Origin of the sequence: Providencia burhodogranariea DSM 19968 (genome assembly GCF_000314855.2) — a bacterium.
Taxonomy (GTDB): Bacteria; Pseudomonadota; Gammaproteobacteria; order Enterobacterales; family Enterobacteriaceae; genus Providencia; species Providencia burhodogranariea.
Genome location: NZ_KB233223.1, coordinates 82,948 through 96,406 on the forward strand (window position 1 = coordinate 82,948; position 13,459 = coordinate 96,406).

Genomic DNA, 13,459 nt, shown 5'->3' on the forward strand with positions numbered 1-13,459 from the left:
GTTATGGGAATACAGATCCTTTCTCCTCAACTTGCCAACCAAATAGCGGCAGGTGAAGTTGTTGAGCGCCCTGCTTCGGTAGTTAAAGAACTGGTTGAAAATAGTCTTGATGCTGGAGCAACGCGTATTGATATTGATATCGAACGCGGAGGGGAGAAGCTGATCCGCATTCGCGATAATGGTAGTGGGATAGGTAAAGATGAGTTAATACTCGCCTTAGCACGTCACGCAACAAGTAAAATAGCCACATTAGATGACCTTGAAGCTATCATGAGCATGGGGTTTCGTGGTGAGGCACTTGCAAGTATTAGCTCAGTTTCTCGTCTGACATTAACTTCAAAACCCGCCGAGCAAAGCGAGGCATGGCAATCTTACGCAGAAGGTCGTGATATGGCTGTGACGGTAAAACCTGCCGCTCACCCAAATGGAACGACAGTTGAAGTTTTAGATCTGTTCTATAATACGCCTGCACGACGTAAATTTATGCGAACAGAAAAAACAGAATTTGGTCATATTGACGAAATTGTCCGGCGTATTGCACTCTCCCGTCCCGATGTTGCTATTAATTTGAATCATAATGGTAAGCTCGTTAAGCAATATCGTGCTGCACACGATGAAGCTCAGCAGGAGCGTCGACTAGCGACGATTTGTGGAACTGGCTTTATGCAAGGCGCGTTGGCAATCTCTTGGCAACATGGCGACTTAGGTATTAAGGGCTGGGTGGTTTCACCTTCGAATGGGCCCGTTAGTGACATTCAGTACTGTTATGTCAATGGACGGATGATGCGCGATAGGTTAATTAACCATGCTATTCGTCAAGCTTATGAAGGCCACCTTGATGATAATCAACAGCCTGCTTATGTGCTCTATTTAACCATTGACCCTCAACAGGTTGATGTTAACGTCCATCCAGCTAAGCATGAAGTTCGTTTTCATCAAGCTAGGTTAGTGCATGATTTTATCTATCAAGGAGTACGTACTGCGTTACTCAATGCATATGAATCTGATGAACTCCTGGGAATAGAGCCAGTGACGCGTGAATTGGCAAACCGGACTTCGGCTGGAGATAACTATTTTGCACCTACGGCGGTGCCAAATCAAAGTGAAACAGCGCGCACAACCTGTACAAAAGAGCCACAGAAAGATTATCGTTCTGAAGTTGAAAAAACACGTTCAGTTTCATCAAGACCTTCTAGCTCATCGACAGCATTGGCAAGTTTTAGTCGAGAAAAAATCGGGTTTGAGCCATCAGCACCAGCTTATGACCGAAAATCTGGGCAACTTTACCAAGCTCTAATGTCTGTACCTGTTACTCAAGAAGATAAACAACCCTTATTTCCCACTCGACAGCCTTTAGCCGTTTCGACTGCTTCCTCTGAATCAATTAAAGAAAATACCAATAATTATACTTTTGGTAAGGTATTGACAATTTACGCAAAAAACTTTGCATTAATTGAGTCTTCATTAGGTCTAATGCTGTTATCCTTACCTGAAGCGAATTATTTATTGAAGTTAGCGCAACTATTACCTGATGGTGAAGCATTGAAACCTCAGCCATTGTTGATCCCGCTAAAATTATCACTTAGTCCTAGTGAAATTACGGTTTTTCAGCAGAACAAGGAACAATTAACATTATTTGGCATTGATGCCACGATATCTCATGGAAAAGTAACTATTCATGCGGTATCTTTACCGTTAAGAACACTAAATTTATCTCAGCTTTTTTCCAATTTATTGGTTTTTTTGTCGGAAAAAGAGAGCGTAACTCATCAAGATGTTGCACAATGGCTTGCAAATACAGTTTCACGAGAAAAAGTACAAGAAAGCTGGAGCTTAGCACAGGCAGTTCAATTACTCGCAGATGTTGAGCGGCTTTGTCCGCAGTATGTCAAAAAGCCGTCACCAACATTATTACAATTAATTAATTTAGAATCCGTGGTAGCTACACTAACAAATGAGTGATCTAGTAACTCAGAAAAAGCCAAGTGCAATGTTTTTGATGGGGCCAACGGCCTCAGGTAAGACTGCGTTGGCAATTGCCCTACGTCAACATTTACCTGTAGAGATAGTCAGTGTCGATTCGGCATTAGTCTACCGCGGTATGGATATTGGCACAGCAAAGCCAAATGCTGAAGAGCTTAGCTTAGCTCCTCATCGCATGATCGATATCCTCGATCCTTCTTTACCTTATTCTGCTGCCGATTTCCGGCGAGACGCATTAAATGTGATGGATGAAATTACTTCTCAAGGTAAGATTCCATTACTTGTAGGTGGCACAATGCTATATTTTAAAGCATTGTTAGAAGGACTTTCACCTTTACCTTCTGCTGACCCTGTAGTTCGTGCAGAAATTGAATCCATTGCAGAAAAACAAGGTTGGTCTGAAATTCATCGTCGTTTAGCTGAAGTTGATTCAATTGCTGCAGCTAGGATTCATCCTAATGATCCACAAAGATTATCCCGGGCTTTAGAGGTATATCTCATTTCAGGGCGAACTTTGACTGAAATGACACAAACAGCGGGCGAAGAATTACCTTATAATGTGTATCAGTTTGCTATTGCGCCTCAAGATCGTAAAATTTTACATCAGCGCATTGAACAACGTTTTCATCAGATGCTAGAAGCTGGTTTTGAAGAAGAAGTTAAGACTCTTCATGAACGTGGTGATCTTCATGTCGACTTGCCCTCGATTCGTTGTGTAGGGTATCGACAAATGTGGTCATATCTAGAAAATGAAATAGATTATGATGAAATGGTTTATCGGGGAATTTGTGCAACACGCCAATTGGCAAAGCGCCAGATTACCTGGTTAAGAAGCTGGGAGAATGTTCATTGGTTAGATAGTGAACAACCGCAGCAAGCGCTTAAGGCTGTTATGCAGGTTATTCGTGCATAGGGCTATTGTTTGTGTACAATTAGAACGTTAAGCGCAATTTTTGAGTAGTTACTTTTTGGAATCGTAAGGTTCTCATTTAAAAACAACAAAATAAGGAAAACATAAAATGGCTAAGGGGCAATCTTTGCAAGATCCGTTCCTGAACGCATTACGTCGTGAAAGGGTTCCGGTCTCAATTTATTTAGTTAACGGCATCAAATTGCAGGGGCAGATTGAATCTTTTGACCAATTTGTCATTTTACTAAAAAACACGGTTAGCCAGATGGTTTATAAACACGCTATCTCTACCGTTGTCCCTGCGCGTCCTGTTTCTCATCACAGCGGTAGTGCTGCTGGTGGCCCAGGCAATAATTACCACGGTGGAACGCCTGCACAGCAGGATGGCGAAGCTGCTGAGTAATTCAGGTTGCACGTTAATATTCAAGGAGAACATAGGTAGGGAGACTTTACCTGTGTTTTTCCTTTGTATTTATAGTTAAACCTAAGAGGTTATAGCCCTTGTTTGATAGGTATGAAGGCGGTGAGCTGGCTGTATTGGTACATGTCTTTTTCTCCCAAGAAAAGGACACTGAAAATCTGGCAGAATTTGAGTCACTAGTGACATCTGCGGGTGTTAAACCCGTACAGATAGTAACAGGCAGTCGTAAATCCCCCCATCCCAAGTATTATGTCGGAGAAGGGAAAGCGGAGGAAATCGCTGAGGCAGTGCAGGCAAGTGGTGCAGACGTGGTGTTGTTCAACCATACTCTTACCCCAGCACAAGAACGTAATCTCGAAAGGTTATGCGAATGTAAGGTCGTTGACCGTACGGGCGTAATTTTAGATATATTTGCTCAAAGGGCGCGTACACATGAAGGTAAACTTCAAGTTGAGCTAGCGCAATTACGTCATATGTCCACCCGTTTAGTTAGGGGATGGACTCACCTTGAGCGACAAAAAGGCGGGATCGGTTTACGTGGTCCCGGCGAAACTCAGCTAGAGACAGACCGTCGGTTACTTAGAGTGAAAATCAGTCAGATTTTATCTCGTCTCAGCAGAGTTGAAAAGCAGCGTGAGCAAGGGCGGCAAGCTCGAAATAAAGCGGATATTCCAACTATTTCACTTGTTGGTTATACCAACGCCGGTAAATCAAGCTTATTTAACCGGATGACTGCTTCTGACGTTTATGCTGCTGACCAACTGTTTGCAACACTTGACCCAACGCTAAGACGTATTGATGTTGATGATGTTGGAACAGTTGTACTTGCGGATACTGTTGGGTTTATTCGCAATTTGCCCCACGATTTAGTTGCTGCGTTTAAAGCAACGCTGCAAGAAACTCGTGAGGCAACATTATTGTTGCATGTAATTGATGCAGCAGATAGCCGTTTGGATGAAAATATTCGAGCGGTTGAAAGTGTATTGGAAGAAATTGAAGCTGATGAAATTCCAACACTTTTAGTCATGAACAAAGTTGATATGCTGGAGGAGTTTGTCCCGCGTATCGATAGAAATGAGGATAATAAACCTGTTCGTGTCTGGCTTTCAGCGCAAACAGGTGATGGTATCCCTTTGTTGTTACAAGCATTAACGGAACGTCTTTCAGGTGAAATCGCACATGTTGAAATACGTTTACCGCCAAATGAAGGTCGCCTGCGCAGCCGTTTTTATCAACTCAATGCTATTGAACGTGAATGGCTAGAAGAGGACGGTTCAATCGGCCTCGAAGTGCGCATGCCGATGGTTGATTGGTGTCGTTTGTGTAAACAGGAACAACAATTACCTAGTTATGTTATTTAACATGTCGCTAGGAAATGGAATTGATATTAAGAGCGACCTTGTTGCTCTTAGCCCGAAAAATCAATCATAAAGATATGGAGCTAAAACATGGCGTGGAATCAGCCCGGTAATGACGGACAAGACCGCGATCCGTGGGGAAGCGGCAATAAAGGCGGCAACTCTGGCGGGAATAAAGATGGTCGAAAACGCGGGGCTTCTGATCTCGACGATCTCTTTCGTAAGCTGAGCAGTAAGCTTAGCGGTAAAAAAGGCGGTGGTGGCGGTGGTGATGGTGGTGATAAACAACCATTACAAATCAGTGGCCGTATTGGTATCTTAGCCCTTGCAGCTGTTGTTGTTGTATGGGCAGGATCAGGTTTCTATACCATTAAGGAAAGTGACCGAGGTGTTGTATTACGCTTTGGTGAATATAGTGGTGTTGTTGGGCCTGGTTTGAACTGGAAACCAACCTTTATTGATAGGGTTATTCCAGTCAATGTCGAAACCGTTCGTGAGCAAGCAACCAATGGCATGATGTTAACGTCAGATGAAAACGTGATCCGCGTTGAAATGAACGTACAGTATCGTGTTACTGATCCTGCTGAATACCTATTCAGTGTCACGAACCCAGATAACAGCTTACGTCAAGCGCTTGATAGTGCAGTGCGTGGTGTTATTGGTCAGTCTGCTATGGAGCAGGTACTGACGACGAATCGTGCATTTATTCGTGATGTTACGCAAAGGGATCTTGAAGCTACCATTGCACCTTATAAGATGGGTATTACGTTACTTGACGTCAACTTCCAGGCTGCTCGTCCGCCAGAAGATGTTAAGGCCGCGTTTGATGACGTAATTTCTGCAAGGGAAGAAGAGCAAAAAACAATTCGTGAAGCACACGCTTACCGTAACGAAGTTTTGCCGCTGGCAAAAGGTAATGCTCAAAAAATGATCGAAGAATCCGAAGCTTATAAGGCCAGTGTGGTGTTTAAAGCAGAGGGTGAGGTCGCTAGTTTCGCTAAGATGTTGCCAGAATACCGTGCAGCGCCTGAAATTACACGTGAACGTCTCTACATTGACACTATGGAGCGCGTTTTAAGCAGCACACGTAAAATTATTGCAAATGATAAGAGCAACAGTATGTTAGTTCTACCATTAGACCAATTGATACGTGGTAGTGGCGACAACGCAGCACCAAAAACAGGCCTACCGTCAAAAGTGATGAATTCAAACACAAGTAATTCATCTAGTACTGCACCAGTGCAACAAAGTGGTGCTGTTCGTGGTGGTGATGCCGTTAGAGTAGGGAGACAATAATCATGCGTAAATCGCTAATCGTTATCGTTATTGCCATTTTGGCAGTTACTTACGCATCTATCTTTATTGTTCCTCAAACCGATCGCGGTATTGTGCTGCGTTTTGGTAAGGTATTGCGTGATTCTGAAAATATACCGATCATTTATGAGCCAGGTCTACACTTTAAAGTGCCATTCCTTGAAACGGTTAAAATGCTTGATGCTCGTATTCAGACGCTTGAAATCCAAGCTGACCGTTACCTGACGAGTGAAAATAAAGACTTGATGGTAGATTCATACTTAAAATGGCGCGTCACTGACTTTAGCCGCTACTATGTGGCAACTGGTGGTGGTAACCCGATTCAGGCAGAAACACTGTTAAAGCGTAAGTTTAGTGACCGTTTACGTTCTGAGTTTGGTCGTCTGAGCGTAAAAGATATCATCACAGATTCTCGTGGTCGTTTAACGGTTGACGTCCGTGATGCACTAAACAAAGGAACAGCAACAGATGAAGAAACGCGAGAAGCTGATGCTGCTATCGCTTCAGCTGCTGCTCGCGTTGAACAAGAAACGAACCTAAAGCCACTTGTTGCTAATGCAAACAGTATGGCGGCGTTAGGTATTGAAGTGGTTGACGTTCGTATCAAACGTATCGAATTACCAAACGAAGTTTCTGAAGCCATCTATGCACGTATGCGTGCAGAGCGTGAAGCTGTTGCTCGTCAGCATCGTTCACAAGGTCAAGAAGAAGCAACGAAAATTCGTGCGGTCGCCGATAAGACAGTAACAGAAACGCTGGCGGAAGCTGAGCGTACTGCACTGACTAATCGCGGTGAAGGTGATGCGATGGCAACAAAACTATTTGCTGATGCCTTTAATCAGGATCCAGAGTTTTATGCCTTTATTCGTAGCATGCGTGCTTATGAGCAAAGCTTCAAGAGTGGTGATGACGTAATGGTATTGAGTCCAGATACTGATTTCCTCCGCTTCATGAAGGCACCGACGAAAATACGTCCAGCAGATTAAGTTGCGTGCAACGGATTAAAATAACTGTTAACCTAGTAAAGAAAAGCCTGCTTCGCAGGCTTTTTTTTCGCCTGTCATTCTAAGTATCGAATTTTTAAGACAAAATTCATGATTCTCTCGCTGGTAACTGCCAGTTGGGCTTATGGCAGAAATAAAAAATACCATTTTTACTTGCTTTCCAGAAAAAAAATTTTTGCGGTGCCAAAAATAACTGGAACAGTTTATTTTAGATGGTAGAATTCATTTTTAAGCAACCGGGTGTATTTCGAAATGGGTAAGAACGTTGTCGTGCTGGGCACCCAATGGGGTGACGAAGGGAAGGGCAAGATTGTTGACTTGCTGACAGAGCGTGCTAAATATGTAGTTCGCTATCAGGGCGGCCATAATGCTGGCCATACTCTAGTTGTAAACGGTGAAAAAACCGTTCTCCACTTAATTCCATCTGGTATTCTTCGTGAAAATGTCATCAGCATTATTGCAAATGGTGTTGTACTTGCACCTGACGCACTGATGAAAGAGATGAAACAATTAGAAGATCGTGGTGTTCCTGTTCGCGAGCGCTTATATATTTCAGAAGCATGCCCACTGATCCTTCCTTATCACGTTGCATTAGATAATGCCCGTGAAAAAGCACGTGGCGCGAAAGCTATCGGAACTACAGGCCGTGGTATTGGTCCTGCTTATGAAGACAAAGTTGCTCGCCGCGGTTTACGTGTCGGTGATCTTTTTGATAAAGCTACCTTCGCAGAAAAACTCAAAGAAATCGTCGAATACCATAATTTCCAACTGGTGAATTATTATAAAGAGCCAGCGGTTGACTACCAGAAAACGCTTGATGACATCATGGCAGTTGCAGATATTCTGACTGGCATGGTAGTTGATGTTTCTGATCTGCTCTATAAAGCACATCAGAAGAATGAATTAGTCATGTTCGAAGGTGCACAAGGCACTTTATTGGATATTGACCATGGTACTTATCCGTACGTAACATCTTCAAATACCACTGCTGGTGGTGTTGCTACAGGCTCAGGTCTAGGCCCACGTTATGTGAGCTATGTGCTAGGCATTATTAAAGCTTATTCAACTCGTGTTGGTGCAGGTCCATTCCCAACTGAGCTTTTTGACGAAACAGGTGAGTTCCTGCGTGAAAAAGGCCAAGAATTTGGTGCAACAACAGGTCGTAAGCGCCGTACTGGTTGGTTAGACATCGTTGCAATTAATCGTGCTGTTCAGATCAACTCACTATCTGGCTTCTGTATGACCAAATTAGATGTTTTAGATGGTCTGAAAGAAGTTAAAATCTGTGTAGGCTATCGCCGTCCAGATGGTAAAGTGCTTGAAACTACGCCTTTAGCTGCGGATGAGTGGGAAGGTTTAGAGCCTGTCTACGAAGTACTACCAGGTTGGAGTGAAACCACATTTGGTGTTAAAGATAGAGCGTTGTTGCCACAAACCGCTTTAGATTATATCAAACGTGTTGAAGACCTGACGGGTATTCCAGTTGATATTATCTCAACAGGTCCTGATCGTTCAGAAACGATGGTTCTGCGTGACCCGTTTGACGCATAGTCATTCTGGTAACAGCTCTCTTTAGCGAGCTGTTAATGACCAAGTCAACGCAGACAACTGAAAACACCGATTAATTCGGTGTTTTTTGCTATCGGATTACCTAAGCTTTAAATTGGCTAAATCATTCCCTGATGGGTGTTGGTAAATTTTCAGCTTAAAATATTTTGCTGAAGCGTTAACGTATTCGAAAATTTCGGCTTGAGCTTCTTCATAGTCCACCCACGTTGTTGAACGAGTGAAGCAATAGATTTCCACGGGTAAACCATTTGGTGTAGGTGGCATGGTTCTGACCACCAAATACATATCCGTCCTGACATCACCCCGCATTTTTATCCAATTTAAAATGTATTTTCGAAACAGCTGAAGATTCGTGACTCCATTGTTAACCATCCACTCATTAACATCATCAATATCGTTGCGTGTACCTAGCATTGTTTCCCAGTTTTGGCGAAGATGATCGATATTTTTTAGTTCAGTGAAAAGTTCTTTTGTTGCAAATGAAATCGAAGATTGGTCGATATAAAAACTGCGTTTGATTCGGCGTCCACCTGAAGAAAACATTGGCTGCCAGTTAGTATATTTTTCTGTTAAAAAATCTTTGGTCGGAATGCGGGAGATTGTGTTATCCCAATTACGAACAGTAATAGTATGCAAGGCGATATCGATAACTTCGCCACTGATATTACTACTTGGTAGTTCTATCCAATCATAGAGTTTTAAAACTTTTCCATTTGAAACTAATACGTTAGCAACAAATGAAAGCAACGTATGTTGAAAAATAAACATCAATACCGCAGCAATCGCACCGAAACTAGAAATGATAATAACCGGTGATTGTTCCGTCATGAGTGCGATTATTAAGATGAACGAAATAATCCACACAATAATTTTGGCTATTTCAATGTAGCCTTTTATCGAGTTATTCTTATGTAGCGTCTTTCTTGTTTGCCTGAGAATAAATACATCAAGGCCGTCGTTAACCAATGAAGCAATATTGATAATAATGAGGGACCAACAAACTGTCTTAAATACCATATTCATCTCTTCGGAAAATGAAGGCAGTATTTGGTTGAGGTACAACACCAATGTTACGGCAACGATAGAGGCAATTTTTCTGGCGACGCCATCAATCAATTCATCATCGGTTAAGTTAGTGAATAGTGGCAATAATCGTCTAGCAAACCTCAGGAAAATGACTTTTCCTACAAACCAAGTTAGTAGCAGAATAACCACTAAAAGTGCTGTCATTAATGACGGGCTTTCTGAGATGAAATCATATATTTCAATAAGTTGATTCATATTATTCTATCGTATATATGCAGTATGTCGACTGACTATTGTAAAACAAACAATATAAAAAAACTTGTTGTTAAAAGTGATGGTTAGAAATTAGTCTGTTTTAGTAGTATAGATTGGATATTAAAATAGATTATGTTCCCGATGAGCGAACTTTAACAGCAGAAGTAGCTTTAAGAATTTATGTTATGATATGTGCGGCTATCTTTTCATGTAATTTGTCGCTGATATATAATCAAAAATAGCTGCGGATAAAATGCTACCTTTGTCGCATTAAAACAATAGCTCAGTTGCTGATGCCTTTTTGTGAACTATTCTAAAAGCGTAAAACGCTCGCATAATAATATGTAATAATGAGGGGCTATTTGTCTTCGGGCAGAGATTTCACCTTTATGATAAGCTAAACCAGAATATACCCATCATATTTCAAGTTGTATCTCGTGTATTGTTGGTAGGTTATAGTGCTTAGTGACTCGAACTACACAGTAAATTACGCTTATTGGCTTTATGTCATCAAATAGTTTCACGAGCATCTAGATGCAACTCGAATTATTTAGGGTGTATATGGTTCAAGTAGTGATATAACAATGGTTAAGCCAAAAATTTTGAGGTGATTGTGCAGCTAACGAGTTTTACAGACTATGGATTACGGGCTCTGATTTATTTGGCATCACTTCCTGAAGGGAAAATGACCAGTATCACAGAAGTTACTGATGTTTATGGTGTTTCCCGCAATCATATGGTTAAGATTATTAATCAGCTCAGTCATCTTGGCTATGTTAAAGCTACGCGCGGTAAAAATGGCGGGATCACACTTGGTCAACCCGCAGAGTCTATCCGTATTGGGGATGTAGTCAGAGCACTTGAACCCCTAACGCTTGTTAATTGCAGTAGCGAATTTTGCCATATTACACCTGCCTGTCGTTTGAAAAGTGTTCTTCAACAGGCAGTACAACAATTTTTACAAGAACTCGATAAACATACGCTGGCTGATATGGTCAAAGACAACAGCCCGCTTTATCAATTACTGCTCAACTGAATAATGCAGTAATAACAAATTCTGATGACAACGGAGGTAACGATGTCACAAGATCCTTTTCAGGAAAGAGAAGCAGAAAAATACGAATCCCCGATTCCAAGTAGAGAATTTATTCTTGAACTTCTCACTAAGCGGGCAACACCTGCAAAACGCGAAGAAATCGCACAATTATTAAACCTCTCTTCAGAAGAAGAGCTTGAAGCATTACGCCGTCGCCTTCGTGCGATGGAAAGAGATGGGCAACTCGTATTTACCCGCCGTCAGTGTTATGCATTACCAGAGCGTTTAGACTTACTTAAAGGTAAAGTTATTGGTCATCGCGATGGTTATGGTTTCCTGCGTGTTGATGGTAAAAAAGAAGATTATTATTTATCTCAAGATGAGATGAAACGTGCGTTGCACGGTGATGTGATTTTGGCGCAAGCCCATGGGCAAGATCGTAAAGGGCGTACTGAGGTGCGTGTGGTACGCGTTCTTGAGCCACGTAATAACCAAATCGTCGGGCGCTATTTTATTGAATCGGATATGGGCTTTGTCGTCCCTGATGATAGTCGCTTAAGCTTTGATATTTTAATTCCAAAAGACCATATTAATGGTGCTCGCATGGGAAATGTAGTGGTTGTGGAATTAATCTCAAGACCACAACGTCGTTCTCAAGCAGTGGGTAATATTATTGAAGTACTCGGCGAAAGCATGGGTACAGGTATGGCAGTTGAAATTGCGTTACGTACTCATGAAATTCCGCATTCATGGCCTGCTAAGGTTGAAAAGGAAGTTGCAGACCTTAGTGAACAAGTACCTGAATCAGCGAAAAAAGGTCGAGTTGATTTACGTGATTTACCACTTGTCACCATTGATGGTGAAGATGCTCGTGACTTTGATGATGCGGTACATTGCGCGCCGAAAAAAGGCGGTGGCTGGCGTTTATGGGTTGCTATCGCTGATGTTAGCTATTATGTCCGCCAGCAAACGGGTCTTGATGATGAAGCACGTAGTCGTGGTAACTCAGTCTATTTCCCATCACAAGTTGTGCCGATGCTACCGGAAGTATTATCAAATGGTCTATGCTCACTAAATCCAGGCGTTGATCGCTTGTGTATGGTGTGTGAGATGACAGTATCAGCGTCTGGTCGTTTATCTTCATATAAATTTTATGAAGCAGTGATGAACTCTCACGCTAGACTGACTTACACCAAAGTATGGAAGATCCTACAAGGTGACGAAGAGCTGCGTGAGCACTACAAAGCATTAGTGCCACATATTGAACAGCTGCACGAGCTTTATAAAGCATTAGATTCCGCTCGCATAGAGCGAGGTGCAATATCTTTTGAATCTGAAGAAGCTAAATTTATCTTTAATGCAGAACGTCGCATTGAGCGTATTGAGCCTGTTACTCGCAACGATGCGCATAAACTGATTGAAGAATGTATGATTTTAGCCAACATTGCGGCAGCTCGCTTTGTTGAGAAAAATGAAGAGCCAGCATTGTATCGTGTGCATGATAGCCCGAAAGAAGAGAGCGTTATGAATCTGCGGTCTGTCTTCAGCGAGCTTGGCTTAACATTGCCGGGTGGTATGAAACCTGAGCCAAAAGATTATGCGCGTGTAATGAATGAAGTCGCTGAACGTCCTGATCATGAATTATTGCAAACTATGATCTTACGTTCAATGAAGCAGGCAATTTATGATCCTGAAAATCGAGGGCATTTCGGCCTTGCATTGAAATCTTATGCACACTTTACTTCACCAATTCGTCGTTACCCAGATTTAACCTTGCACAGAGGCATCAAGTACCTACTTGCCAAAGAGCAGGGGCATGCTGAACAACGTTGGACACCAACAGGTGGTTGGCACTCGGATATGGAGAGCATGCTACAATTAGGTGAACACTGCTCATTGACTGAACGTCGTGCTGATGAGGCGACTCGTGATGTGGCAGATTGGCTGAAGTGTGACTTCATGCAAGACCAAGTAGGTCAAGTATTTACAGGGTTGATTACGAGTGTGACAGGCTTTGGTTTCTTCGTACGTCTGAATGACCTATTCATTGATGGCTTAGTACATGTGTCTACACTCGATAACGATTATTATCGTTATGATGCTGTTGGGCAACGCTTGATTGGTGAATCATCAGGAACAACGTATCGACTTGGTGATGAAGTTGAAATACGTGTTGAAGCTGTCCATATGGATGAACGAACTATTGATTTTGCATTGATTTCAACGACACGCAAAGCGAAGAATCCGGGCAAAACAGCACGTGACCGAATGAAAAAAGATGTCAAGAATGATACAAGATCAGCGCGTAATAAACGCAAAGTAAGCAAAGAGAAAAACTTCGAGCCTGACTCAGCGTTTCGTCGCTCAGATAAGAAAGATAAGAAAGCAGACAAAAAAGTAGATAAAAAAGTAGACAAGAAAGTAGATAAGAAAGTTGATAAACAAGCTGACCAGAATGTGGATGCGAAGGCTAAAGCTAAAAAAGTCTCTGACAAAACGAAGAAAATCAGCGCAAAATTAAAAGCCAAACGAGCAGCGAAAAAATCCCAAAATAAAGAGGGGTAATTGAGTCTGCTGAATAAA

General features: G+C 42.2%; 10 protein-coding genes. 9 read left to right on the plus strand and 1 reads right to left on the minus strand.

The annotated features are described in order from the left end of the window. Positions 1-3 precede the first annotated feature (3 nt). From mutL to OOA_RS11105, 7 genes are all read left to right on the plus strand, one after another. A complete protein-coding gene (gene mutL / locus OOA_RS11075; RefSeq protein WP_008912235.1) occupies positions 4-1,962 on the plus strand; it encodes a DNA mismatch repair endonuclease MutL in 1,959 nt (652 codons plus the stop codon). Beyond that, entirely contained in the window at positions 1,955-2,896 is a 942-nt protein-coding gene (miaA, locus tag OOA_RS11080; RefSeq protein ID WP_008912236.1) for a tRNA (adenosine(37)-N6)-dimethylallyltransferase MiaA, read from the plus strand. Before mutL ends, miaA begins: the two co-directional genes overlap by 8 nt. 106 nt (positions 2,897-3,002) lie before the next feature. Further along, positions 3,003-3,296, plus strand: a complete 294-nt coding sequence (gene hfq, locus OOA_RS11085; protein ID WP_008912237.1) for an RNA chaperone Hfq — start codon at positions 3,003-3,005, stop codon at positions 3,294-3,296. Positions 3,297-3,394: 98 nt separating this feature from the next. After that, positions 3,395-4,675 carry a ribosome rescue GTPase HflX gene (hflX, locus tag OOA_RS11090; RefSeq protein WP_008912238.1) on the plus strand — a complete coding sequence of 427 codons (1,281 nt, stop codon included), beginning with the start codon at positions 3,395-3,397 and terminating at the stop codon, positions 4,673-4,675. A gap of 87 nt (positions 4,676-4,762) precedes the next feature. Beyond that, on the plus strand, positions 4,763-5,968 hold the full coding sequence (gene hflK / locus OOA_RS11095; protein ID WP_008912239.1) for an FtsH protease activity modulator HflK: 1,206 nt from the start codon (positions 4,763-4,765) through the stop codon (positions 5,966-5,968). A 2-nt stretch (positions 5,969-5,970) separates the two neighbouring features. Continuing rightward, entirely contained in the window at positions 5,971-6,972 is a 1,002-nt protein-coding gene (hflC, locus tag OOA_RS11100) for a protease modulator HflC (protein WP_008912240.1), read from the plus strand. 270 nt (positions 6,973-7,242) lie between these two features. After that, complete coding sequence (locus tag OOA_RS11105) at positions 7,243-8,541, plus strand: adenylosuccinate synthase (RefSeq protein ID WP_008912241.1); 1,299 nt, start codon at positions 7,243-7,245, stop codon at positions 8,539-8,541. Positions 8,542-8,637: 96 nt separating this feature from the next. Here OOA_RS11105 and OOA_RS11110 read toward each other — a convergent pair whose 3' ends face one another. After that, a complete protein-coding gene (locus OOA_RS11110) occupies positions 8,638-9,840 on the minus strand; it encodes a mechanosensitive ion channel family protein (protein ID WP_008912242.1) in 1,203 nt (400 codons plus the stop codon). A 613-nt stretch (positions 9,841-10,453) separates the two neighbouring features. Here OOA_RS11110 and nsrR point away from each other — a divergent pair. Together nsrR and rnr are read left to right on the plus strand one after the other, a co-directional pair. Next, on the plus strand, positions 10,454-10,876 hold the full coding sequence (gene nsrR / locus OOA_RS11115) for a nitric oxide-sensing transcriptional repressor NsrR (RefSeq protein ID WP_008912243.1): 423 nt from the start codon (positions 10,454-10,456) through the stop codon (positions 10,874-10,876). A 42-nt stretch (positions 10,877-10,918) separates the two neighbouring features. After that, complete coding sequence (gene rnr / locus OOA_RS11120) at positions 10,919-13,441, plus strand: ribonuclease R (RefSeq protein WP_008912244.1); 2,523 nt, start codon at positions 10,919-10,921, stop codon at positions 13,439-13,441. The last annotated feature ends 18 nt before the right edge of the window (positions 13,442-13,459 follow it).